This window comes from Limnothrix sp. CMB-01 (assembly GCF_055193175.1).
The window spans coordinates 2,871,036-2,896,203 of sequence record NZ_CM143720.1; the positions used below are offsets into that span (position 1 = coordinate 2,871,036).

General features: G+C 54.2%; 16 protein-coding genes and 3 pseudogenes. 7 read left to right on the plus strand and 12 right to left on the minus strand.

Annotation, left to right across the window (positions count from 1 at the left end; translation table 11 throughout):
- Nucleotides 1-213 precede the first annotated feature (213 nt).
- Complete coding sequence (locus ACZA91_RS12010; protein ID WP_463182431.1) at nt 214-1,113, minus strand: XDD3 family exosortase-dependent surface protein; 900 nt, start codon at nt 1,111-1,113, stop codon at nt 214-216.
- 685 nt (nt 1,114-1,798) lie between these two features.
- On the opposite strand from ACZA91_RS12010, the gene csaB reads away from it, so the two are divergent.
- Together csaB and ACZA91_RS12020 are read left to right on the plus strand one after the other, a co-directional pair.
- The gene (gene csaB, locus ACZA91_RS12015; protein WP_463182432.1) at nt 1,799-2,917 is read left to right on the plus strand and encodes a polysaccharide pyruvyl transferase CsaB; all 1,119 of its coding nucleotides are present in this window, start codon (nt 1,799-1,801) and stop codon (nt 2,915-2,917) included.
- A 407-nt stretch (nt 2,918-3,324) separates the two neighbouring features.
- Complete coding sequence (locus ACZA91_RS12020) at nt 3,325-4,107, plus strand: class I SAM-dependent methyltransferase (protein WP_463182433.1); 783 nt, start codon at nt 3,325-3,327, stop codon at nt 4,105-4,107.
- On the opposite strand, the gene ACZA91_RS12025 is transcribed toward ACZA91_RS12020, so the two are convergent.
- Together ACZA91_RS12025 and ACZA91_RS12030 are read right to left on the minus strand one after the other, a co-directional pair.
- Nucleotides 4,090-5,712: a diguanylate cyclase domain-containing protein gene (locus ACZA91_RS12025; RefSeq protein ID WP_463182434.1), complete on the minus strand. Its 1,623-nt coding sequence runs from the start codon at nt 5,710-5,712 to the stop codon at nt 4,090-4,092. The two genes, ACZA91_RS12020 and ACZA91_RS12025, sit on opposite strands and share 18 nt — an antisense overlap.
- A 466-nt stretch (nt 5,713-6,178) precedes the next feature.
- Nucleotides 6,179-6,544: a phage holin family protein gene (locus ACZA91_RS12030; RefSeq protein WP_099532886.1), complete on the minus strand. Its 366-nt coding sequence runs from the start codon at nt 6,542-6,544 to the stop codon at nt 6,179-6,181.
- Between the two features lie 194 nt (nt 6,545-6,738).
- Here ACZA91_RS12030 and ACZA91_RS12035 point away from each other — a divergent pair, with 194 nt between their 5' ends.
- Nucleotides 6,739-7,383 (plus strand): pentapeptide repeat-containing protein, encoded by a 645-nt coding sequence (locus tag ACZA91_RS12035; RefSeq protein ID WP_463182435.1) that lies wholly within the window; start codon nt 6,739-6,741, stop codon nt 7,381-7,383.
- 60 nt (nt 7,384-7,443) lie between these two features.
- Nucleotides 7,444-8,649, plus strand: a complete 1,206-nt coding sequence (locus tag ACZA91_RS12040) for a 5-(carboxyamino)imidazole ribonucleotide synthase (protein WP_463182436.1) — start codon at nt 7,444-7,446, stop codon at nt 8,647-8,649.
- Nucleotides 8,650-8,658: 9 nt separating this feature from the next.
- Here ACZA91_RS12040 and uvrB read toward each other — a convergent pair whose 3' ends face one another.
- Nucleotides 8,659-10,662, minus strand: a complete 2,004-nt coding sequence (gene uvrB, locus ACZA91_RS12045; RefSeq protein ID WP_190355652.1) for an excinuclease ABC subunit UvrB — start codon at nt 10,660-10,662, stop codon at nt 8,659-8,661.
- Between the two features lie 469 nt (nt 10,663-11,131).
- Between uvrB and ACZA91_RS12050 the strand changes: the two genes are divergently transcribed.
- Nucleotides 11,132-11,614, plus strand: coding sequence for a hypothetical protein (locus ACZA91_RS12050; protein ID WP_190534639.1), 483 nt, complete (start codon nt 11,132-11,134; stop codon nt 11,612-11,614).
- Nucleotides 11,615-11,900: 286 nt separating this feature from the next.
- On the opposite strand, the gene gyrA is transcribed toward ACZA91_RS12050, so the two are convergent.
- The 4 genes and pseudogenes from gyrA to ACZA91_RS12070 form a co-directional block, all read right to left on the minus strand.
- Nucleotides 11,901-14,522 (minus strand): DNA topoisomerase (ATP-hydrolyzing) subunit A, encoded by a 2,622-nt coding sequence (gyrA, locus tag ACZA91_RS12055; protein ID WP_463182437.1) that lies wholly within the window; start codon nt 14,520-14,522, stop codon nt 11,901-11,903.
- Between the two features lie 391 nt (nt 14,523-14,913).
- The gene (locus tag ACZA91_RS12060) at nt 14,914-16,491 is read right to left on the minus strand and encodes a M10 family metallopeptidase (protein ID WP_463182438.1); all 1,578 of its coding nucleotides are present in this window, start codon (nt 16,489-16,491) and stop codon (nt 14,914-14,916) included.
- A gap of 1,126 nt (nt 16,492-17,617) precedes the next feature.
- A complete protein-coding gene (locus ACZA91_RS12065; RefSeq protein ID WP_463182439.1) occupies nt 17,618-18,643 on the minus strand; it encodes a HEAT repeat domain-containing protein in 1,026 nt (341 codons plus the stop codon).
- A 159-nt stretch (nt 18,644-18,802) separates the two neighbouring features.
- Nucleotides 18,803-19,168, minus strand: a pseudogene (locus ACZA91_RS12070) (L,D-transpeptidase); the annotation flags it as partial.
- A 929-nt stretch (nt 19,169-20,097) separates the two neighbouring features.
- Between ACZA91_RS12070 and ACZA91_RS12075 the strand changes: the two are divergent.
- Both ACZA91_RS12075 and hpsN read left to right on the plus strand, forming a co-directional pair.
- The gene (locus ACZA91_RS12075; protein WP_190355647.1) at nt 20,098-20,655 is read left to right on the plus strand and encodes a rhomboid family intramembrane serine protease; all 558 of its coding nucleotides are present in this window, start codon (nt 20,098-20,100) and stop codon (nt 20,653-20,655) included.
- A 99-nt stretch (nt 20,656-20,754) separates the two neighbouring features.
- The gene (gene hpsN / locus ACZA91_RS12080; RefSeq protein ID WP_099534931.1) at nt 20,755-21,768 is read left to right on the plus strand and encodes a hormogonium polysaccharide biosynthesis glycosyltransferase HpsN; all 1,014 of its coding nucleotides are present in this window, start codon (nt 20,755-20,757) and stop codon (nt 21,766-21,768) included.
- A 237-nt stretch (nt 21,769-22,005) separates the two neighbouring features.
- On the opposite strand, the pseudogene ACZA91_RS12085 reads toward hpsN, so the two are convergent.
- From ACZA91_RS12085 to ACZA91_RS12100, 4 genes and pseudogenes are all read right to left on the minus strand, one after another.
- Nucleotides 22,006-22,347: pseudogene (locus tag ACZA91_RS12085) on the minus strand (TRAP transporter large permease subunit); the annotation flags it as partial.
- Nucleotides 22,348-22,379: 32 nt separating this feature from the next.
- Nucleotides 22,380-23,348: a transposase gene (locus ACZA91_RS12090; RefSeq protein WP_463186432.1), complete on the minus strand. Its 969-nt coding sequence runs from the start codon at nt 23,346-23,348 to the stop codon at nt 22,380-22,382.
- An 87-nt stretch (nt 23,349-23,435) separates the two neighbouring features.
- A pseudogene (locus ACZA91_RS12095) lies at nt 23,436-24,449 on the minus strand (TRAP transporter large permease); the annotation flags it as partial.
- Complete coding sequence (locus tag ACZA91_RS12100; protein ID WP_463182440.1) at nt 24,449-25,126, minus strand: TRAP transporter small permease subunit; 678 nt, start codon at nt 25,124-25,126, stop codon at nt 24,449-24,451. The gene ACZA91_RS12100 and the pseudogene ACZA91_RS12095, both read right to left, overlap by 1 nt.
- Nucleotides 25,127-25,168 lie beyond the last annotated feature (42 nt).

Below are 25,168 nucleotides of genomic sequence, written 5' to 3' on the forward strand. Positions count from 1 at the left end.
TCTCCCATGGGATCGGAATTTTAATGATTTTTCAAGAATGCAAAGTCCTTAGCTCAAAACAACTGGGGCGATGAGCTGGCTCTTGGGAAACTGCTGCTCGATCGCCCCGAGTTGATGGATTGCTGGATTTTGTCGGGCATGGCTCAGGCTCAAACTAAGCCAAGGTTGCCAATATCAGCCTATTAGATTGGCCCTTTCGACCAGTCAGTTAAATTAACCAACCTTGGCCGCACGGTAGCGACGAGTGGCCACCGCAGCGCCCACAGCCGCCAGGCCCAACAGGGAAACAGGTTCCGGCGTGGGTTCCGGCTTCGGAGCCAAGTTGCCCCGCACAGCCATCCCATCGTTCAAGCATTCTGCGAAGACGTGGGCCACAAAGTCACCCACCATCCCTTCACCTCGGGTGAACTTAAAGCCAAAGGTTTGCCGTTTTGCGCCATTGGCATTGCTTTCCGGAGGCTTGGCACCGTTCAACGCGCCATTCAGGTTGAAGCCCAAGGCTGACAGGGTGGTGCTGTCGAGGGATTCAAACACCGATTCCACTACCTGCTGTCCTTTGCTGATCACGTTCAGCGACGCATCTTTGAAATAAACCTTGGCTTCTGCGTCGGTCAGTTCGCCCATGCCAGCGATGCCCTTGGCACCGGTCACGTATTTCGACTGATCCGCATAGGATGCAAACCCACGGTTTTGGCTGGCAACGTTCTTGCCGCTAACTTGGCTGTAGAGACCCAAGGGCTTCACGGCTGAATCGTTGGTGCTGGCAAAGCGAACGCCGAACAGATTTCCTTGGGCATTCAGCAGCGGGTTGCCACTGAAGTTAAAGAACATGTCGCCCCAGGTGATGGACTTGTTGAGTGCGCCGTTATCAAGCTGGCCGGTAATGGGCAATCGGGCATCGATACCAACGTAGATGGTTTCGCCGTCTTGCTTAATCCCGAAGCCATACATTTCAAACATTCCACCCAAAGAGCCGCTCACGCCGTCTTTGAAGGAATCAATGCCGTAATTCCAGCCGTTGTAAACTGTGCCTGCGTTGGCTGCTTGCAAACCAACACCCAGGGTGCAGAGGGTGGCAGTTGCGAGGCTGGCTAAAAGTTGTTGAGGTTTCATGGGGTCTTACTCCTAAGAAGCAGTTGATGAAACAGTGTCGATTTATTGGGGTTGCACCCTGGTTACTGGCTGGGTAACCTTTGCATCAACTTAACTTCATTAAACAGGTAATTTCTTGGTTTGACGTTGAAGATTAAATGAATTGTGGCTGTCCTTAATGAAGCTGAGGTAAAAACCTATAAACCCTTGAGAAATAAGGAATTTGGCAATGTTACGCTCAATAGTTAAAGATTTGAAGAAGCGGTGTAAAAAATGTAACCTCTTCTGAAGAAGCGAGGGTTGGGATGATCCCAGAACAATTCGCTTAATGATGATGGATAGACTTTAAGGAGGCTTATTGAAATAAATTGCTGATATGGAGTGGATGAAACTATTGAGATGAATTATGAAAATCAATCAATAACTCAAATCATGAACTCAAATCATTGCTCTGGCTAAGATCACTGCTCTAAATTGCAAAGATCTTCCTAGAGTAATTTTAAGCTTTTAAGGGAAATTATTCTTGAAATGACTCGGAATTTTTATTGCATTATTCTTGCAAGTTGACGAGAGGGAAAATCGACTAGGTTTCATTAAATTTAAATAGCTTTTGCCGGATGTGGAGCCTGGAGATAGAAAACCTGTGGTTTTGTCTTGACGCTGGGGACTGAAATCTCGGTATTTTAAGCTCGACGCGATCGAAGGGATGGGGTCTGTGCAGCGAGTTGTGTTGTGTGGCTATTACGGTCAAGGGAATGGGGGCGATGAGGCCTTGTTGGCGACGCTGTTGCAATTGCTGCCGATCGGGGTCGAGCCGCTGGTGCTGTCGGGGAACCCGGTGGAAACCCATGATCGCTATGGGGTGATGGCGGTGGATCGAATGGATCGATCGGCCCTGTGGGGTGCGTTGCGATCGAGTCAGGCCTTGGTTTGGGGTGGTGGCAGTCTGATGCAAGATGCCACCAGTTGGGCTAGTCCGCTCTATTACGCAGGGTTGATGGGGGCGGCGCGTCAGTGGGGACTGCGGCGGGTGGCTTGGGCCCAGGGAATTGGCCCGTTGCGGCGCGGGTGGGTGAAGGGCATTGCGCGATCGACCTTTCGGGCTTGCGATGGGGTGACGGTGCGCGATCAGGAGTCGGCCCAGTTGCTCAAAACCTGGCAAGTCAAGGGGTTTGAGTTGGCCCCGGATCCGGTTTGGGCCTTGGCCAGCGTGCCGGTTCCGGAGGTTGCGCCGGGCCCCAAGGTGGCGGTGGCCTTGCGATCGCACCCCAGCCTCACGCCCGATCGCCTGGAAAAATTAGCCGTGGCGCTCGATCGCTTCCAAAGCCAAACCGGTGCTCTGATTGTGTTTGTGCCCTTCCAGCCGATCGCCGATGGCGCAATTGCCCAGCGCCTGGCCCAACATCTCGGGCCCAATCGATCGCGCATTGTTAGCTACAGCGATCCCCGACAACTGAAGGGCCTATTTCAGCAAATGAACCTGACGATCGGGATGCGGCTCCATGCCCTGATCATGGCGGCGGCGGAGGGGTCGCGCTGTTGGGGTCTCAGCTATGACCCCAAGGTGCGGGTGTTGCTGGAGTCGGTGGGTGCGCCGGGGTGGACTCTCTGCGACGAGTCGATCGATGGCATTGAAGTGAGCAAGCAAGTTGGCGCAACACCGCCAGTGCCCCTTGCCTCCTTGCCGACGAATCCCGAAGCGATCGCCGCTGCTTGGCTAACGGCCTACGAACAACCCAACCCGATCGCCCCGGCCCAGGTGGCTCAGTTGTGCGATCGGGCCCAACTGCACGGGCTAATGTTGGCCCGTGTGCTGCGCGATTAGTTGGGTGTTCGGCCTAAGGCTAAAGCAATGGTTATGGCCAAGGTCTGATTCTTCTGTGGGACTACTAGCGCGACATCCTTAAAGTATTGGGTCAAAGTTGCGGAGCCAGTCGTGGTAACAAGGGGCTTAAGCCCCTTGCTGCTTAACGATCAGGTGACAGTAACAGCCATGTCATTTAACCCAGTGAATTAAGGCAGCTATGCTACTACGCTTCGGCTTTTTGCTACTGACTTCAAGCGGTTGCCTGTGGGCGCGATCAACTTCTGGAGTGATCGTGGTCTAATTGATGGGTGCGGTGCTGCCCAGTGGCTTCATTTCCGAGCCAGTTCAGCTTTGCCCATTTCTAATATATTGATGCAACGGATGGCATAGGGATCTTGTGGATCTATGGCATTTGTTGAATAATCGTGGCTGATTTTCAGGATGTTGGCTTCATGAAAAAAGTGCTCTACGACTTTGGATCAAACAACGGAGATGACTTACCTTACTATCTCCTAAAGGCTGATCTTGTGGTGGCTATTGAAGCGAATCCTCTACTCTGCGATCAAATCAAAGATCGTTTTCAAAAAGAAATTGCTGAAGGAAGACTCGTTGTAGAAAACTGTATTTTAAATGTTGGTCATTCTGCAAAGCCGCTTCCTTTCTATATTCACAAGTCTAATCATGTTTTAAGTCAATTTCCTCAACCAGCTCCCTCTATCATTGATCACTTTGAAGAAGTCTATTTGCCAGCGAAAAACGTCATTGATATTCTTGAATGTTACGGAACTCCTTACTATGTCAAGATTGATATTGAACATTACGATAACATCATCTTGAGAGAGCTTTTTTTGCACAGAATCTATCCTCCTTACATCTCTGCTGAATCTCATAGCATTGATGTTTTTTGCACATTTGTGGCTTTGGGAGGGTACAAAGCCTTCAAACTCGTGGATGGCGTTACAGTATCTACTAAATATAAAGATCACCCTATTGAAACCGATCATGGCTCGGAAATATATTCCTTTCCGTTCCATTCTGCCGGCCCGTTTGGTAATGATATCAAGGGAGACTGGATGACGAAGGATAACTTTTTTCGGCTCCTGTCGTTTGCTGGCTTAGGGTGGAGGGATATCCATGTCAGTAATATTGATCATCCCAATCCTGCCTATGCACCTTCACCTCAATTTCAACTAACTATAAATTATTGATTGTTGGCCGATGCCTGGATCAATTTCGTTGCCCACTTCCTCGCAACCTTCGCAGACGGCCCGGGACAGGGCCGCAACCCGAAACTGATTGCGACCGGCATATTTTGCTTGATAGAGCGCTTGATCAGCCCAGCGCAATAGCTCATCTGGGGAGCTGTCGGGCAAATGGGGTGAGGCGATCGCAAAACCCATGCTCAGGGTGATGTGCTCGCTGACGGAGGATTGGGCATGGGCCAGCGCTAACTGGGCGATCGCCTGCTGGATTGTGTGGGCGATCGCCTTGACCTGCTCCAAGTTGGTGTCCGAAAAAACGATCGCAAACTCCTCGCCCCCATAGCGGGCCACCAGGTTGGCTGATTCTGAGACCGCGTGGCTCAAGGCTCGGGCCACCTGCACCAAACATTCATCCCCCGCTTGGTGCCCATAGGCATCGTTATATTGCTTGAAGTGATCCACGTCGCATAGCCCTACGCCAATCAGGCAGCGATTTTGGGCTAGGCGTTGCCACTCGCGCAACAGGTAGTGATCAAAGCAGCGGCGGTTGGGGATTTGCGTCAGCCCATCCAGTTTGGCCAGCACTTCCAGTTGCAGGTTGGCCCGTCGTAATTCCAATTCCGCTTTTTTGCGCTGAAGCAAAACCCCCATTTGGGCCGCCACGGCTCCCATGAGCTTAATTAGGCGACCATCGCAGGGCATGGCTACGCGGTGAAACAAACAGAGCACCGCCAAAATTTGTCCATTGGCAATGATCGGCACGCTCAAGTTGGTGCGCAGCCCCGCCCGCAGCACGAGTTCTTGTCGCACAAAAAAGGCATCTTGAATTTTGGTGGCATCCTCAATCCAGAGGGGGCGGCCCGTTTGCCACACACGACCCACCACGCCGTGATCGCGCTCAAAGACGAAGGATTGGCTCGCGTCATCAAATTCACTGAGGGCCAGGTCTGAGATGGCGTAGTGCGATCGCGTCATCGCCAGGTGGTTGCGGTTGGGGTCGGGCATCCAAATTTCGCCATAGTCCCACCCGATCGTGTGATAAACACAGTCCAAGACCGCATGAAACGCCCCTTCAATCTCCGTGGCTTCCGTAATGGCCTGGGTCAGGGCCAGCAAAAGCTGCATCTCCATCTCAACGCGATGGTAGTCCCGCATATCCCGCTGAAGCTGTTGGATTTGCGTTTGCAGTTCTGCCCGTTGCCGCTGAAGGATTAATTGCCGCTCTAGCCGAACGATCGCCTCATGCAAGTGGAGGGGACATTCCAAATAGTCCGCACCGCCCAGCCGAAAGAGCGCAATTCGCTGCTCTGGTTGGCTGACTTGCCCGATCGCCACCCAAGGACAGCCCAGATTTCCCAATCGTTGGAGCGCGGGACCCCAAATTCCCGTGGTCAGGTTGGGCCAAAGGCCGGGCCCAATCACCAACAGATCCAAGGGTTGGAACTGGGGATGTTGCGAACCGTTGTGTAAGATGCTGGACAATGCCAAGTGTCCGGTCTGAAACCGCACCTGATATCCCCGGTGGGTCAGGGTTTGGCACAGTTCCCGGAGTGGCTCCGGATGTTCATCAACAATCCAAATTGCCGCCGATAGCCCAGAACAAAACGACATTGGCTCATTACAACGGTGGGTTGAGGAAGGCAGGATCGGAAAATTGCCGCAAGATACGGGGAAAACTCAGCAGGGCCAAGCCGCCCCCTGAGTTCAAGCAACATCTCGAAAAACGAATGAAACGCCGAAAAAACCCCGAGAAAACCCTGAGCCAGCTCCAAGAAAATCTCGAGTAAACGCCGAGAATTTCCCGAAAAGATGCCGAAAATGCTGGGCTGAAGCGATGCGCCCGTTCACCGAAAAAGGGCGATCGCCCGGCGGATCTTCAAAATAGCAATTAATCCCGATGAGTCACCCAACGGCTTGATCCATCGGGATTAATGGTGGGATTGATCAGGAATCGACAAAAATCGATCCGCTGAAGTTCTAAGATAACCGGCTCTTTGGCTGTTGGGCCTTCAGGGTATGTCTGGAAAACGCAATCTGAAGGACCCAACCTAAGGATCCAACCTAATTGATGCCCGCTTTAGGATTCAGGTTCCAGACCCAAGATGCCAAAGAGGCTGTGCAGGCCGCTGGAGGCGATCGCGAGGACGATCGAACCAATCAGAGCGGGAATGAAGCCCTCGATCGCAAAACCAGTGGGGCTGAAATAGGCCACCAGCATTAGGCAAAAGGCATTAATCACCAAGGAAAAGAGGCCCAAGGACAGAATGTTCAGCGGCAAGGTGAACAAGAACAAAATGGGGCGCACGGTGGCGTTAATTAGCCCAAAAATCAGAGCGGCGATCGCGGCGGTGGTCCAGCCTGCCAAATGAATGCCGGGGACGAGTTGCGCCGTCAGGGCCAGGGCCAGGGCCGAAATGATCCAAGTGATGATGAAGCGTTGCATGATGTGAGTTCTAACTCCTCTGCGGTCTCCGGGGCGACCCTGAGCGAGGCCATGGCAGCACTGGCGGGGTGATCGGGGCCGGCCGTTTGTGCTTCCATCCTAGTGGCTTGGCTGGAGTTGGCGAGCGTTGGGATTGGTCGCAAAGACCGCTAATCTGATAGGGAGAATCCCGCCATAGGCAGGGCCTGGAAGCCATGATTGTTCAGAAGAAATTTTCGATCGGCCAGTCGATCGCCCGGTTGGTTCCCGTTGGGCTGCGTGCCAAAATCGGCACTGCCTCAGGTTCCCCAGCGACGATCCAACCGGACGGTCGGAGGCAATTGGGCGGGCGGGGTCTGGGCCTGTGGGCGGTGGTGTTGTTGATTGGGACGTGGGTGATAGGTTTAGCGATCGCCCCGTCAGCGGCCTGGGCCCAATTCAAGGAATATGCGCCGCCAGTGTCCTACAGCAATGCGGAATTGTCTGGGCAAGATTTTTCCAATCAACGGTTGCAATCGGCGGAATTTTCCAACGCCAACCTAACGGATGTGACCTTTGAAAATACGGAAATGCCCGGTGCATCCTTTAGTGGATCCTTCCTCAAAGACACGAATTTGCATGGAGCCGATTTGACCAATGCATTCATGGATTCCGTGAAGTTCATTGGCACTGATCTGAGCGATGCCATTTTGGTTGAGGCCATTTTGTTGGGATCCAGTTTTCAGGATGTGAACATTCAGGGGGCTGATTTTGAGCTGGCCATTTTGGATGGGGCACAGGTCAAACAGCTCTGCGCGATTGCCCGGGGGACGAATCCTCGCACGGGCATCGACACCAAAGAATCGCTCGGCTGTCCTTGAAGGTTAATCAACGGATTGCTGAAGCGTCGATCGAGATATGTTCCTTTGGGAGTAAGAAAAATGACCCTCGTAGAGGTTGCAGCGGCGGCGGAACCCATCCAGCGGCCGGTGCGAACAATTGGTGTGATTGGCGGTGGCCAATTGGCTTGGATGATGGCGGAAGCGGCCCCGAAATTGGGCTTGGCGTTGGTGGTGCAAACTCCGAAATTGGATGACCCGGCGGTGGCGCGGGTGGGATCGGCGGCAGTGGTGCAAGGGGCGGTTGGGGATGCTGCCGTGACGCGCCAATTGCTCGATCGGGTGGATTTGGTCACCTTTGAAAATGAGTTTGTGGATTTGGCGGCGTTGGGGGAATTGGCCCGATCGGGAGCCTGTTTTCGCCCCAGCCTCAAAAGCTTGGAACCCTTGCTGGATAAGTATGATCAGCGCTGTTTTTTGCAGCAAATTGGCTTGCCGGTTCCGGCCTTTGCGGCCATTACCGATCGGGCGCAGGCGATGCAGATCGATCGGTGGGAAAACGGTCAGCCCCTAACCTTTCCGGCCGTGCTAAAAACCCGTCGCCATGGCTATGACGGCCAAGGTACAAGGGTGGTGGCCGATCGGGCGGCATTGCTGGCGGTTGGGGATCAGTGGCAATGGCAGCCGCTGATTTTGGAAGCCTTTGTGCCCTTTGAGCGAGAATTGGCGGCGGTGGCGGCCCGATCGGCAACGGGTGAGGTGGCCATTTACCCGATCGTGGAAACCCAGCAGGTGAACCAGGTTTGTCAGCGGGTAATTGCGCCGGCCCCCATTCCGCCAACTGTGGCCACCCACTGCCAGGAAATCGCCCATCGCCTGTTGTCGCAAATTGGGGCGATCGGGATTTTTGGGATTGAGCTGTTTGTGACCGCCGAGGGTCAGGTGTCGGTGAATGAAGTGGCTCCCCGCACGCACAATTCCGGCCACTTCTCGATCGATGCCTGCCACACCTCTCAATTCGAGCAGCATTTGCGGGCTGTGGCGGGGTTGCCCCTTGGGCCGGTGGATTTGCACTGTGCCTGTGCGGCGATGGTGAATTTGTTGGGCTTTGAGGTGGCCACCAGTGACTATCAGGAGCAGCGCGATCGCTTGGCCGCGGTTCCCCGCAGCCGAGTGCATTGGTATGGCAAAACCAGCGCCACCCTGGGCCGCAAGCTTGGCCATGTGACCGTGTTGGCGGATAGCTTGGCGGAACTGCAACGGGCGATCGATCGCCTGGAATCAATTTGGTATGGATCAGCCCATTAAGCCGCCCGCTTAATGCCGTTGTCCCAACAGTCGATCGCGCAAATGCTTGATTCGATCGCGATATTTGGCGGCCTCTTCAAACTCCAAGTTTTTGGCCGCCTCCTTCATTTGGGCCTCCAACTTTTCAATCAACATCGGCACATCATCCAAGGACAAATCTGCCGCATGTTCGTAGGCTTGCTCCAAATCTTTGGCACTGAGCCGCCGGGACAAATCCAAGAATTCCAGAATTGAATTACCGGATTTCTTGATGATCGGTTGGGGCGTAATGCCGTGTTTTTGGTTGTAGGCAATTTGGATTTTGCGTCGCCGCTCCGTTTCGGAAATCGCCTTGTCCATACTGTCGGTCAGCCGATCGGCATAAAGAATCGCTTGACCTCGCACATGACGCGCCGCCCGTCCAATGGTTTGAATCAGCGATCGCTCGGCCCGCAAAAACCCTTCCTTGTCCGCATCCAAAATGGCGACTAGGGAAACTTCCGGCAAGTCCAATCCTTCCCGCAACAAATTCACCCCGATCAACACATCAAACTTGCCCGCTCGCAAAGCTTGCAAAATTTCAATGCGTTCGATCGACTGAATTTCCGAATGGAGATATTGCACCCGCACCTTGCGCTCTTGGAAATAATCCGCCAAATCCTCCGCCATTCGCTTGGTTAAGGTGGTGATCAGGGTGCGTTCTTGGCGATCGACCCGCTGGACAATTTCCGCCAACAAATCATCCACCTGTCCTTCCGTGGGACGCACAAAAATCTCCGGATCAATCACGCCCGTTGGCCGAATGACTTGCTCCACAATTTGCCCTTGGGAAATTTCTAGCTCCCAATCTCCCGGCGTGGCAGAAACAAAGATGCATTGATTCACCTTGTTCCAAAATTCTTCGGCCTTGAGCGGGCGATTGTCGGCGGCACTGGGCAAGCGGAATCCATGATCAATCAGCACCTTTTTGCGAGCCTGGTCACCGTTATACATCCCCCTTAATTGGGGAACGGTCACATGGGACTCATCAACAATCAGCAACCAATCTTCCGGAAAATAATCAATTAAACATTCCGGAGGTTCGCCCGCTTGTCGTCCAGCCAAATGACGCGAATAGTTTTCTACGCCGTTGCAGTAGCCCACCTGCGCCAGCATTTCCAAATCGTATCGAGTGCGTTGGTCAATGCGTTGGGCTTCCAGGAGTTTTCCTTCCGCTTCTAAGGCGATTTTCTGTGCAGCCAATTCCCGAGCGATGGCTTGAATTGCCTCCTCCAGGCGATCTTCCGGGGTCACAAAGTGGCGAGCGGGGTAAAGATTCACCGCCTCTAGGCTCTGCAAAATTTCCCCAGTTAAGGGATCCACATAGCGAATCGCTTCCACTTCATCGCCAAAGAACTCAATCCGAATAATTCGATCTTCATAGGCGGGGCCAATTTCCAGCACATCGCCCTTGACGCGGAATTTTCCTCGGCCAATTTCCACATCATTGCGCTCGTACTGCACAGAGGCCAGATCTCGCAAGGTTTGCCGCAAATTTAATTCATGACCCACCCGAAAGGGAATCGCCGCATTTAAATATTCCGTGGGAATTCCCAACCCGTAAATGCAGCTAATGGAAGCAACCACAATCACGTCCCGTCGTTCAAAGAGCGATCGAGTGGCCGAGTGCCGCAACATATCAATTTCTTCGTTAATGGAAGCCGTTTTTTGAATGTAAGTATCGGTGACGGGAATATAGGCTTCCGGTTGGTAATAGTCGTAGTAGGAAATGAAATATTCAACGGCATTATTTGGGAAAAATTCCCGCAATTCGTTACACAACTGGGCCGCGAGGGTTTTGTTGTGGGCCAAAACTAGGGCCGGGCGATCGAGCTGGGCAATGGTGCTGGCGATGGTGAAGGTTTTGCCGGTGCCGGTGGCTCCCAACAGGGTTTGGTATCGCTGACCCGATCGCGCGGCTTCCACCAAACGGGCGATCGCCTTCGGTTGGTCACCCGTGGGTTCAAACGGTGCTTGCAGTTCAAAGGTGGTCATGGTTTGTCCTTCGCCAACAGGGGATCCGGCGCTAGTGTCTGGAGTCGGTGGGGAGATTTGAGGGGATGCTGAATCGTACGGTAGCTGCTGAATCCCATGAATGGCCATGGTTTTGCAGGGAGAGGGCAGTGCTTTGCTTTAAAGCTACTTATAAGAGCAATGATTTTTTTAATAATCTTTTTATAGCTCCGCTAAAATATAACTGTAGAGACAACGCAATCTACCCGCCCGAACGCGCTCGAATTGGCAGCGCGGCATTCCCGTATTGGGCCAGTTCGCGCCGTCCGTTCGCCAGCCCTGTCTCCCTTGCTCGATCGCCCCTGTCGATCGAAGCCACCGCGATCCACGCGCATTTGATAGGATGACCTGGGTTTGACAGTTCAATTTATAAAACTGGTTATCAAACTGGGCTTCGGCTCCTATCAGCCCCTTCCAACGGCACTAGTATCGGCATCTGAGGTACGTTTTCATGAGCAACCGCAACGTCACCGACACCAACAACCGCGCCCGCGACGATCGCGATGAAGTGCGCCTCGACGATCGCGACGATCGCGAGCAACGGGCCCTGCCTGCGGTTGTCCGCAAGCGCCCCCTCGCCCCCACCTATGGCAACCGTCCCGTCGGCGAAGATACTGTTAAGTTCATCGAAAGCGACCTGCCCAACAATCGCCCCGTTGAAGTCAGCCACCTGTCTTTGGTTCAAAGCAATCTACCGAAGCATCGCCCCGTGGAAACGAGCGAGCTGAAGGTGGTGGGCACGGTGGCCGCCTACGGTGCGCGCCCGGTGTCGGCCAGCAACTTGGAAGTGGTGGAAACCATCACTCTGTCGGGCCATCGCCCGGTGACGGCTAACACGCTGGACATTACGACCAGTGATTGGCTGCCCAGCAACCGGCCAATGGCTTCCAATGATTTGGGCGAAGATTCCAATCTGATGGGCTATCTCGACTAGGTTTGGGCCCGGGCGATCGCCCAGCCTAATGCGCCGGTTGATGTCGGCTCTGATCAACTTGAATCAAATTAATCAATTTGGTCAACCGGAGCGCCGGTTCAAACTTGTACGGTCAGCGTTTAGCCGTTAAGCCAAGGTTTGGCAAAGCGAAATGGGGGTGTGGTTTTCGGCCATACCCCCATTTTGTTGATGGAATTTGTTGATGGGATTTCTGGGATCGATGGGATCGATTGGGGATCAAGTTTGGCCTAGGTTGCCCTAGGCGCATTTGCCCAGCAGCAATTGCCTAGGAATTTTCGTCCGGTTGAGCAACTTGATCCTCAGAGTCGGTGTTGCTATCGAGGCTGTCGCCGCTGGTGTCTTCCGGCGGCACGAGGGCCACGGCGGCGATCGTGTCATCCACAATCCGCTGCACCATCACGCCCGTTGCCCCGCGCGATTGCACCGGAATTGCGTTCACGGACTGCCGGACGATCGTGGCACGCTTCGTGGCGATCGTGATTTCGTCGGAGTCATTCACCACCAACAGCCCCGCCAAAGAATCGTCAATACCCTTGGCGGATTTGAACTTGGTGGCAATTTTGCCCTTGGTGGCCCGGTTATAGAGCTTGAATTGCTCCACGGGAACGCGCTTGCCGTAACCCCGAGCGGTGATTACTAACACCCAGGGGCCGGGGCTGCTGGTTTCGGTGCTGTCGTCGCTGGTTTCCTCGATCGGCTCGTTGTCGTCGGCCGCATCATCGCCGGCCTGACCGACCCGCGAGGCGATCGCGGCGGGCAAAATATCAAGCGCCACCAGCTCATCACCACTGCGAAGGCTCATGGCTCGCACGCCCCGCGCCGTCCGCCCCAGGGGCCGCAGTTGATCGCGATCGGCTCGGAAGTGAATCGCCATACCCGATCGGGAGCCGATCAAAATACTGTCTTCCTCGCGGGTCAGGCGCACCCAGCGCAGTTGGTCGCCCTCTTCCAGGGAAATGGCGATCAGACCGTTGGCGCGAATGTTGCCAAAGGCCGAGAGCACGGTTTTTTTGATGTAGCCCTGTTGGGTCAACATCACCAGGTACAGATCTTCCGAGAATTCCGAAACGGCGATCACCGAGGTGATTTTTTCGTCGTGGGGAATTGGCAGCAGTTGGACGATCGCCGTGCCTCGGGCCGCGCGGGAACTGGCGGGAATTTGGTAGGCGCTGAGGGCATAGACCACGCCCCGATCGCTGAAGAACAGGACTCGATCGCGATCGCAGCAAGTCAGGAAATGCTGTACCTCGTCGTCATCCTTCATTTTCGCGCCGGTTTTGCCCCGGGTGGCGCGGTTTTGGGTCTCGAAGGTACTGACGGGCATTCGTTTGATGTAGCCCTGCTCCGTAATCACGATCGTGGCGCGATCGTTGGCGATCAGGTCAATTTCTTCCAGTTGGGCGCTGTCGCGGGAAATGGTGGTGCGGCGCGGCGTGGCAAACCGAGCCTTCAGGTGGCTCACTTCCTCTTCAATGATCGTCAACACCCGATCGCGCCGGGCCAGGATGTCTTGCAAATCCGTGATTTTGGCTTGCAATTCCTGGTGTTCTTGCTCGATCTTGTCCGCTTCCAAGGCCGTCAGACGGCGCAGTTGCATCTGCAAAATCGCGTCCGCTTGGGCTTCCGAAAGGCTGTAATCGCTCATTAGCCCCTGCTTGGCGGTGGGGGTGTCCGCCGCGTGGCGAATCAGGGCGATGATCGTATCCATGTTGCGGAGGGCGATCAAGTAGCCTTGCAGGATGTGATCGCGCTCTTCGGCTTTCCGCAGTTCGTAGCGGGTGCGCCGTTCGATCGCCTCCACCCGGAAGTCCAAAAAGACCTGCAAAAAGTCCTTCAGGGTCAGGGTGCGCGGCTCGCCGTTCACCAGCGCCAACATATTCGCGCCAAAGTTCGCTTGAATCGGCGTGTGCTTGTAGAGGTTATTCAGCACCACCTGCGCCCGGGCATCGCGCTTCAGCTCAATCACGATCCGCATCCCGTCGCGATCGCTCTCGTCGCGAATGTCGGAAATGCCTTCTAATTTCTTGTCGTTCACCAACTCGGCGATCCGCTCAATCAGCGCCGCCTTGTTGGTTTGGTAGGGCAGTTCCGTGACGATGATCGCCTCGCGATCGGGTGCACCGCGCCGTTCGATCGTCTCCACACTAGCCACACCGCGCATGGTGATCGAGCCACGACCGGTGAGATACGCTTCCCGAATCCCCGACGTCCCAAAAATCTGCGCCCCCGTGGGGAAGTCCGGCCCCGGAATCCAACGGATCAGTTCCTGATTGGTAATTTCGGGATTCTGGATCAGGGCACAAAGACCATCCACCAGCTCACCCAAGTTGTGGGGCGGAATGTTGGTGGCCATACCGACCGCGATCCCGGAAGAACCATTCAGCAACAGTTGTGGCAGCCGCGCGGGCATCACCGTCGGTTCTTGCTGGGAACCATCGAAGTTGTCGATGAAATCAACGGTTTCCGCTTCAATGTCTTGCAGCAGCGACTCACTGGTCAGGGCTTGCAGCCGACATTCCGTGTACCGCATGGCGGCGGGCGGGTCGTTGTCGATCGAACCGAAGTTGCCGTGACCGTTAATCAACGGGTGGCGCATCGAAAAATCTTGGGCCATCCGCACCAGCGCGTCATAGACCGCCGTGTCGCCGTGGGGGTGATATTTCCCCAGCACTTCCCCCACCACCCGGGCGCATTTCCGGAAGGGGCGATCGGCCGCCAAACCCAACTCATGCATGGCATACAGAATCCGGCGGTGTACCGGCTTCAGACCGTCGCGGGCATCCGGCAGCGCCCGCCCCACGATCACGCTCATGGCGTATTCCAGGTACGATCGCGACATTTCCTGGCGTAGGTCGGTCGCGACAATCCGGTCTTCGGCAGTACTCATAGGTCTCTGGTGCAGAAAGTGCCTGAAAATTTATGGCCTAAAAACAAGTGCCTAAAAACGGCACGACCCCAAACGAAAGACCAAACGGGCGATCGGCCCGGCTTTCGTTCGGGATCAAATACACATCAAGGGCTAGTACACATCAAGGGCTAGTACACATCAAGGGCTAGCAAATCGTTCGCATCGTGGTGGCACAAAAGCCCCAAAGGACAGATCGACGGCAAGCCTCATTTAGAACGGCCTCGGTTGGGCGAAATTGCCGTGAAATCGAGATTTCAGCCTCCCATTTTACCACGGGCAGCCAGAGGAACTGTGGCATGGGCCCCGGGTCGGGATCGGATGGTGCTTGGCCAGTGCCGCAAGCGACTGCTCAGACATTCCCCTAGAGCGCTCAGGCTAGGTGAAAGTCAGCGATCGAGAGTGCGCCGGTGACGATCGCCAAAGTCTCATTGCTGCTGGCCACTTGCACCAACGTGTTCGTTCCCTGGGGTCGTAGGGCGATCGCGCTGGGGGTCAACCCATTGACCAGATAAATGCCATCAATGCCCGACTGAAAGTCCTGAATTGTGTCTTGGCCCATGCCCGTGCCCAACACGAATCGATCAGCTCCGTCGCCCCCCAACAACAGGTCATCCCCAAATTCACCAAACAGCACATCATCGCCCGCGTCCCCTTGGAGCCAGTCGGCATCGCGGCCGCCGTTGAGCTGGTCGTTGCCCAAACCGCCAATGAGGGTATCGAGGCCCGCGTTGCCCTGGAGTTGGTCATTGCCCGCCTCGCCGCTCAGCCAATCATCGTCCAACCCGCCCCAGAGGGTGTCTTGACCGAGGCCGCCGCTGAGGCTGTCGTTGCCCCCACGCCCCAAAATCACGTTGTCGGCATCGTTGCCAAGTACCTCGTCGGCTCCATCAGTGCCATTGAGATTTTCCAGGGTGACCCCAAAGGCGATCGACTTGCCCCGATCGAACATGGGATAGAGGGGTTGGTAGCTGGGATAAATATCAAAAAAGCGACCCTTGCGCCCCGTTTGGGTGGTTAACAAACCGCCGGGTTTCAAATCGAAATAGTAGCGATCGGAGGCTGGCAACGACCCCATTTCCAAGGTGTCAGTTCCGCCCCCATCCCAAATGGCTTCCACCCCTAAAAACGAAGTGGCATTCCAGGTATACAAATCATCGCCCGATCGCCAACTGGTATTAGCCCCGTAGAGATATTGCAGGGACTGAATGTCGTAGTTCATCAGGGTGCGGGAATTCTGGAAACTGCTAAAATCCCGCCCGTTGTAGGACATCACCGTGTTGTGGCGATGATCCAATTCTGGAGCCAAAACCGCCACATTAGAAGGCGCTTTACCGGGCACATCCCCCGCTTCGCTGCCATATTCCCGAGGATGTTTCAGCCCCATGGCATGGCCCAATTCATGAATTAAAGTGCCATAGCCAGCGCTGCCGGGCCCCTTCGTAAAAAAGTTGGGGTCAAACATTCCATTGGCCGACAAAAACACCTGTCCCCCATAGGCGCTTCCTGGAACATAGGCACAGGCCAAGGCATCGGGCAATTGCGGACTCTTGCCCAAGGTAACGCGCAGTGTTCCGCCCACTTCGTCCGGCACTTCTTGAAACTGAACCGGAATCGCTTGGGAGTAGTTTTGCAACACTTGCCGCACGGCCTGTTTCACCGGCTCGGGAATTTCTGCCGGGTTGGTGATGGCTCCCTGGGCAACCGATGTCAAATTATTGACTGTGTTGGCATTGGGAAAACTGTAGGTGATCACCCCGCCAGGGGGCACATTCCACGATTGGGTGATTGTCGGATTATTAATACGCACCGTCAGCAAAGCATCAATGTTGTTGTTGCCGCTGAGGGGAATGGCTTTGGTGCTGGCAGCAGTGCGCCAACGGAGGGTGGAAACTTCCGGAGCGATCGCGCTGTTTTGGTCGATCCCGGCCGGGGACATCTGAAGAGCCATAGGAGTTCTGTCCAACGCTGATAGGTCAAAGAAAGGCAGCCACCCTGCATGACGGCTACGACGGTTTTCAGCACCAGACTTGAGAGGTCAACGATTTGTGAATGACCTTAATCGTCGTTGCGAAATGCAACTGGAATTCAAGAATTTGAATGCACCATGAGCACGCAAGACTTAACCGCGCGATCGGGCACAAAATGCAAAGTGATGCGAAGGCTATTCTTCGTCCCCAGCGAAGACAACCTGGCGATCAATGGAGGCTCAATGATGAGTGGCAATCAAGTCTCAATTGATTGGAGCGATCCCGGCAGACGTAAAACTGGTTGGGGCGCTGAAAGGAGTCACGCCTGTGATGGTTCTTCCCTCAGCATTCCCTCAGTGCATTGTCCTGCAACGCTGTGCAGCGGAGGACAGGGTTGATCCTGTTGAGTCGGTTAAACGGATAGATTTGGATCAATGGATCTGGATGGATAGATCTAGATTGATAGACCCGAATCAATAGACCTGAATCGATAGATCCGAGCGATTGAATCATGCAGATCTTGTAAATCTGTCTTGGTTGTGACGAGTTAGCTCTGACGAATCTGATGAATTTTGAATTTGGGTTGATCGTTGTGGGCTGTTCTTCAGTGCTGTGAAGAAACTTATGCGCTCAATTAAGGCTAATCAAATTGTTTGAATGAGCCAATGGAAGCGGTCTAACTAGAGCAGCCCCAAAAGACGTTAAGACTTTTTGTAGAGGACTTTTTAAAATCCTTACAATTAGTTTAAAGGATTCTGCATAAAATTGACAAGCTTGAATTTAAGTTACAACAACTTTTTTAATAATGGGCGAAGCAATGGATAAAGATGTGCAAAATGCGACATGAATGAACGTAATTTTAAGGCTTTCAGGCAATGCTGTGCGAAATCAAACATTCATTTCAAAACGATGTATGAAATAAAACACAGGGCAGAAGGAAAAACTTTCCGCCCTGTGAGTTCAGTTAGTTCTGGAATGAATCCGGATTTTCGGGAAATTCTTTACAATTGATTGCCCTATTTTCAGTCCTCAGTTATTGAGGGGTTTGACCCATGAGGAGCGATCGCACTGAAGGGAAATCATGCGCTGGCTTCCGGATCGCCAGACCTAGGGCTGTTTGGGGCCGCCGTTGGGAGGCGGCGGTGATTCTTCAACCGGTTGGGCGATCGGGGCTTGGCTTTTGAAGCGCTCCAACCCTTTGGCAGCCGCTCGCACCACGATCGGGGCCGCATCATGGAGGGCTTTTTCGAGGCAGCTCGCCACTTCAGGGCTGTGGACGGCGCTGAGGGCCTCGATCGCGGCGGCACGTACGGTGGCATCGGGGCTGCTGGTGAAGGTCAACAGCTCGTTGATCAGTTTTTGGCCCTCGGCTCGCTGGCCGATCGCCCGAACCTTGGTGGCGAGTTGGGTCACTTGCTCGATCGGGCTGGGTTGATTGCTGGGCGCGATTGGGGCGATCGGCTCAGGAGTCGTGACCGGTTCAGTGACCGGCTCAGTGACCGGTTCAGTGACTGGTTCCGCAGCTTGCTCCGTGATCGGTTCGGCCGCGGTTTCCGGTGCGGTTTCCGGTGTAGGTTCCGGCGTGGGTTCTGCAACGGGTTCCCCTGAGGCCGCCGTTGGCTCCGGTTCTGCAACTGGCTCTGGTGCGGGTTCCGGCGTAGGTTCCGGCGTGGGTTCTGCAACTGGCTCTGGTGCGGGTTCCGGGGCAGGCGTTGGCGCGGGCGCACCGGCTCCACCCCAAGGATCCGGGAGCTGGGCCGCCGGTTGACCGGTTGCCGCCGGGCGCGGAGCAGAGCGTGCAGGATCGGGAGTGGGCGGTGCGGCGGTGGGGGCGGTTTGTGCTTTCAGTTGGGCAATTTCCGTTTGCAGGGCTTGCAATTCCCGATCGAAGTTTTTGCGAGCCGTCTGCTTTTGCACCTCAAAATCTTGCTCCAGGGTTTGCCGTTGCCGATCGAGATATTGCTTTTGCTGGCGTTCCAGGTCGGCCACCCGCTGTTGCATCAAATACCAGGCGATCGCACCGCCGATCACGACACCCAAAATCAACCCGACAAAGATCATGACTTGGTTCTCGCTGCCAAACAGTTCGAGACCATTTAACCAAGGATTCTCGTCCGTAGGCTGATTAGCCAATCCTGATCGGGAGAATTAGGGCCTGTCGCGATTTCCTGGCATCCAGTGAAGGTAGTTGATCTGCCATACCCCAATCATCACAACAAGGGGCTTCAGCCCCTTGTCCCTAGCGATCAATTCAGGGTGGAGTAGGGGTTTCAGGGAATTTGATGACAATCCCTAGGGGCGAATCACGATCGGGGTGCCCACATCGGCCCAGTTGAACAGCCAGCGGGCATGATCCGGGGCCACGTTAGTGCAACCGTGGCTGACCGGCGTGCCAAAGCGCTGATGCCAGTAAGCCCCGTGAATCGCATAGCCCCGGTGGTAGTACATCACATGGGGCACGTTGGGCACGTCGTAATCGGCCCCGCGCATTCGATCGATCGGGAGCTTGCGCTGAATTCGGAAAATTCCCGGCCAAGTTGGCGTGCCCGGTTTGCCCGTGGACACAATCACCGCATAAACGGGCTTATTCCCTTCCCAGGCGATCAATCGCTGATTGCTGAGGTGAATTTCAATCCAGCGCTCGTCTGAAGCTCGCAACTCACACATGCGGGCCCGGTAGCGATCGCCCTCGTTCAGGCAGGGAGCCGCGCGATCGGGCGGGCGCGTTGGGGTGGGAGTCGGAGTTGGGGGACGGGTGGGAGTTGGGGTCGGAGTCGGCGGGCGTGTTGGGGTGGGAGTTGGAGTTGGCGGGCGCGTTGGGGTGGGAGTCGGAGTTGGGGGACGGGTGGGAGTTGGGCTGGGAGTCAGGGTGGGAGTGGGAGTCGGCGGGCGCGTGGGCGTGGGCGTGGGTGTCCCAGGGCGGCTGGGACTGGGGCTGGGAACCGGGTCGATCGACTGGAGATAAGCCAACGCAACGCCGGGCCAACCCAACCACAGGGCGATCGCCCCGCCCCAAAGTCCCCGCCACCGACGCGCAGCAGCAGGGCCCGATCGAACAGCAGGGGGCAACTGGGCAGCCAAACGAGGAGAACAATTAGGAAACATGGCGACGGGGCCCGAATAAGTCTTCAGCGATCGCTTGCCATCCTCCCTGGTCACGGAGGCCGACTGGCCAGGAGGTAAGCGCAGGGGAAACTTGCCCGAACTGGCAAACTCAACGCAGACCCTGAACCCAGGTTCTGGAATTTTGAACTCAGTCCGGGAACCCATGGGCGATCGGTCGTTGAAAAGCAGCAGTGGACGGCCAAGGCGTTGGAATGCAGAGAATCAAAAGCCTGGCTGTCTTCAGCCTAGCCAACATTTCCATCTCACTAGCGATTGTGCGGGACAGATTTCCAAAACGGTCGATCGCCCGATCGCCATCACCTCGAATTCAGCACCCCACGACAATCGCCTGATCGCGCCCCCACCGACGGTTCCGTTCGCTATCCTGGCTATAGTGGAAAACGCGCCCCGTGCTCCTTTCCAATCGCGTTCCCCTGGGAATCTTTTCCAGTCGTCAATTTCAGTAATCACTCCTTGAGCATGTGACCGAAGAACTCAAATCCCAAGGGCGATTTTTGGCATCGCTGATTGGCCTCCTGTGGCTGCTGGAAATTGTTGATCAGTTCGTTTTCCGGGGCTATCTCGATGTGTTGGGCATTGTTCCCCGCAATGTCATCGGCCTGCGGGGGATTGTCTTTGCCCCCTTGCTCCATGGCGACTTGGCCCATTTGATGGCCAACACCGTGCCCCTGGGGGTGCTGGGTTGGTTGGTGTTGGTGCGTGGGCGCGAAACCTTTTGGAAAGTGACCGGCGCGATCGCCCTCATTAGCGGTCTGGGAACCTGGCTGATTGGCCCCAGCAACTCCATCCACATCGGCGCAAGTGGTTTGGTGTTTGGCTATCTCAGCTATGTGCTGTTTCGGGGTTGGTTTGAACGCAGCGCCAGCGGCATTTTGCTTTCGATTTTTATCTTCAGCCTCTATGGCAGTTTGATTTTTGGGGTGCTACCGTTGCGCTCGGGCGTGTCCTGGCAAATGCATCTTTTTGGGTTCGTTGGCGGGGCGATCGCGGCGCGGTATGTTGACCGCCCCCGCCCCTAGCGGCCCTTCACCGGACAACGCTCGGATGCTCTTGGATTAAGATTTACGGTTCGATCGAATCGCTCCAGCCATCCTAGCCATCCCCCCACGGTTGCGGATATGAGTCAGGTTTCCCAGTTGCCAAAGGTTTCAGTCATTGTGCCCACCTACGGGCGCGAACAAGTGCTTTGCACCTCGATCGAGGATGTGCTAGCCCAGGACTATCCTGATTTTGAAGTGATCGTCGTTGACCAAACCCCGCAGCACCTGCCCGAAACCGAAGCGAAACTAGCCCAATGGGCCGATGGGGGCAAAATTCAATGGCATCGCCTGCGGTGGGCGAGCTTGCCAGGGGCCCGAAACTTTGCGGCCCGGCGATCGAGCGGTGAAATTCTGATTTTTATTGATGATGATGTGCGCCTGGAGCCAGGTTTCATTGCGGCTCATGTGGCGAACTATGGCGATCCCCAGATTGGAGCGGTGGCCGGGCGCGTGTTCGATCGCATGAAATTGGAGCAAGAATGCACCAAACATGTGGGCGAATTTGATTACCAAGTGCCGGAAGCCTCTGACCCCGCGATTGCCTGGTATCACATTGACCTAGTGCGGGCCACCCAGCCCCAACCGGTGATCACGGCCCGAGGTTGTAACATGTCCTTTCGGCGCAACCTGTTTGTGCAGCATGGCCTGCGGTTTGATGAGCGCTATCGGGGCAGCGCTGTTCGCGAAGAGTCCGACTTTTGCTTAAGCCTGCGTAAAACTGGCTTCAAAATTTGGTATGACCCCGCTGCCCATTTGGTGCATTTAGGCGAAGAAACCGGCGGTTGCCATGACATCAGCACCCGTTCGATCGGCTATCAAACCACCTTCTATCACAACCATTTTTGGCTCGGATTCAAACACCTCAGTCTTGGACAACAGATTCGCTTTTTTGCCAAACTGTTTGACTGCCATGTTTTGGGTCATCCCCCCTGCTACAAGAGCGGTTCACCCCTAAAAGTATTGGTACGTTTTGGCTGCTACTGCATGGGTTTTGCTAAAGCTTTAATCACGGCTTTGGTTGGCCTTTGGGATGATGGTCAAGTGTATTCTCGGCAGGATCAACAGCGTGATCGCCCGGCCCTGAATTCCTAAATTTCTTTGCCTGGTTTTCCCGTCGAATGACTATTAACGTTACCAGCTCATTAGGCAGCAAGGTTACCAGCTCGTTAGATAGCAAGGGGCTTAAGCCCCTTGTTATGACGACTGGCTCTGCGGCTTTGACCCAGAGAATTAAGGCAGTCGTGATACTAAAAAATGAGCGTCGATCGGCCCATTTTGAGAAGAGGATGAAGGCTTTTTACTGATTTGCTAAAGAGATCTACTGTCTAATCAGTCGAAGCTGAGAGACGGTAACCACATCACCAAATCCGGGAACAGAATAATAATCAGCAACACTAGCAGTTGCAGACAAATAAAAGGAATTACCCCCCGATATAGCTCCTCCGTTTTGACAATGGCAGGCGCAACGCCCCGTAGATAAAACAGGGCAAATCCAAAGGGTGGCGTGAGGAAAGAAGTTTGCAAGTTCGCCCCTAAAATCACCCCATACCAAATCATATTAAACCCAAGGGCTTTGGCAACGGGGGCAAAAATCGGAACCACAATAAAGGCGATTTCAAAGAAGTCAATAAAGAACCCCAACAGGAAAACCACCAACATATTGAGGGCCAGAAGTGTTGAATCTAAACACAAAACTTCATATTCTAGGCAACAAGAGTTTCTGGCAGTAAATCATAGCTCCAATGACTGATTGAGCCATAGCGACCGAGTACAACTTGCAAATATCGCAATTTATCTAGTAGCGTCTGACTATAGAATTGCGGCAATTCTATTAACTGCAAGATGGCATAAGCAATTAAGACCATGTAGATCTGTATTGCTACGCCATTTTGATTTTTCGTAATGAGCTGATCTAATTTTAAATGCATCTTTAAGAACTTCCATAGCAACTCAATCTGCCAGCGCTTTCGATACAGTTCTCCAATCTCTTCATTTGAAAAGTCTACTAAATTCGTTGCTAAACGAAATTCACATCGACTTTCTAGATCGCAAAAGGTGACTACTCGATAGCGGTCATGATTCAGATTGACTTTCATATTGTTCTTGATTCGCACCACAAAATAAGTCCCTATTTCACTCAACTCATCAATGAAATGCCAATCAGCAAAACCCCGATCCATAATCCCAATCCCGTTTTCAGGAATCATACTCGGCAGGTAGCCAGAAAATTTGGCATCATGCCCTTGACCAAAATGGATCAGGCATTCGCTTGACCACCCTTGTTGCTGATTGAAGCCTGCTAAGAGTTTGACTCGATGATAACTCTGTTGCCAAAACAGTCGGCTAGTGAGAGTCACAACGGTGGAATCAATGGGCATTAGCATCATGGCATCGGGATGATGACGCTGTTTCAGTGTTCTGATTAGCTGAGTGTAGATGCGGCAGAATCGGTGATTATCCCGGTTTTTACAAGCCTTGGAAAACGTTGATATGTCTACTGAGATACCGGTGTGATTGAGCTTGAAAAATAGGTCTCTCATGCTCATCAAACCTTGATCAAGAATGAAGGTCAACCAGATCTCAAAAAATCTCCGACTGCTGAGCACTGGGTAATCATGCTCAGGTAAGCTTTTGAGAATAGGTTTGACGATTTGAGAGAATGAGCGTAACATTGGTGTATTACTTTTTGATTGTTTGGGGTAAGAATTACATCTTCTTACCCCTTTTTTATAACCTGAATCTGTCATTCAACACTTCTGATTGAGGGCTAAGAAACCCACTCCCTCGCCCGGCAGGTTCGACAGAATCTCGAACATGAACCGATCGCCGTGGAGACCCCGAAAAACCAAACTGAAAGCCGTTGAACCAATCAAAATAAATAGGGCCATGCTGGAAATGCGCAGGGTGGCTTCGCAGGAGTCCCGCAGGGCAACCCAACTGAATTGGCGATTCAACAAGGCCAGGGCGATCGCCCCCAAGGAACCCACCGCGCCCGCCTCCGTGGGGGTGGCAATGCCAAAGAAAATGCTCCCCAACACCAACAAAATCAGCACCAACGGGGGCAACATGGACTGCACCACCCGTTGCCGCAATTCTCGGCGCGGCATTTGGCAAACCTCCGGCGGCAGGGCCGGCGCGGCTTCCGGCTTCAAAAAGGCCACCAGCAACACATGCAAGGCAAAGGCCCCCGCCATCATCAGGCCGGGAATCACTGCCCCCAGGAACAGATTGCCCACCGAAACGCCCAATTGGTCGCCCAGCACCACCAGCACCACACTGGGCGGAATGATTTGCCCCAAGGTTCCAGAAGCGGCAATCACCCCCGTGGCCAGCTCGCGATTGTAGCCATAGCGCAGCATGATGGGCAGGGAAATGAGACCCATGGCCACGACCGTTGCCGCCACGACTCCCGTTGTGGCCGCCAGCATGGCCCCCACCACCACCACCGCCAGGGCCAAGCCACCCCGCAAGCGGCCAAACAAAATACCGACGGTTTCTAAAAGTTGCTCGGCAATTCCTGACTTTTCCAGAACGGATCCTAGGAAAATAAAATAAGGAATGGCCAGCAACGTGTAGTTTTTCATAATGTCAAAAATGCGGCTGGGCAAGGCAGCTAAAAAGCTTGGCTCAAACGCATCGACATTGATTCCAATCAGGGCAAAAACAATGGCAACCCCACCCAAGGAGAAGGCGACGGGATAGCCGAGGGACAAAAAGAGCAGCGCCCCCAAAAACATGAGGGGCCCCAGCCAGTCAAATCCAAGGGTTTCCATTAGCGATCTCCCTCCGATGAGTTTTCCGAGGGGTTCTCCGATGCTTGGCTGGCCGATGGTTGGCTGGGTTGATGGGGGGCGATCGAGTGGGCGATCGGCTGCGACGAGGGATCTGTGCCTAAACCGGCAATGATTGCCAAGTTTTTAATGATTTCTGAAACTCCCTGAATCATCAAAACCACAAAACTAATTAAAATCAATCCTTTGATGGGATAGCGCGGCAAACCACCGGGATCGGGCGAGAGTTCCTGAACCATCCAAGCATTGGCTGTCCATTGCCAAGAAGCCATCAAAACTAAAGCCGAAAAGGGCATTAGAAACAGAACGGTTCCAACTAAATTGGCGATCGCCTGGGTGCGGGGCGACCAATTTTTATAGAACACATCTACCCGCACATGGCCATTCCGCTGCATTGTGTAGGCAGCACCGAGCAAAAACACACCGCTAAAGAGATACCACTGCAACTCAATGCTGGTGTTGGAGGTGAGATTTTGCCCGATCGCCCGGCCCAAATAGCGACCAATCACATTCCAAGACCCGATCGCCAGCATGGCCACCACCAACCAGCCCATGGCTTGGCCCAAGCGAAAATTCCAGCGATCGATTTGTCGAGACAGCCGCAACCAGGGAGGGAGTTGCCGTTGAAGCCACCGTTGCCAATTCTGCATAGTTTGCATAGGTTTAAACGGGGAAAATTTAAAGGATTTGAAAGATTTAAA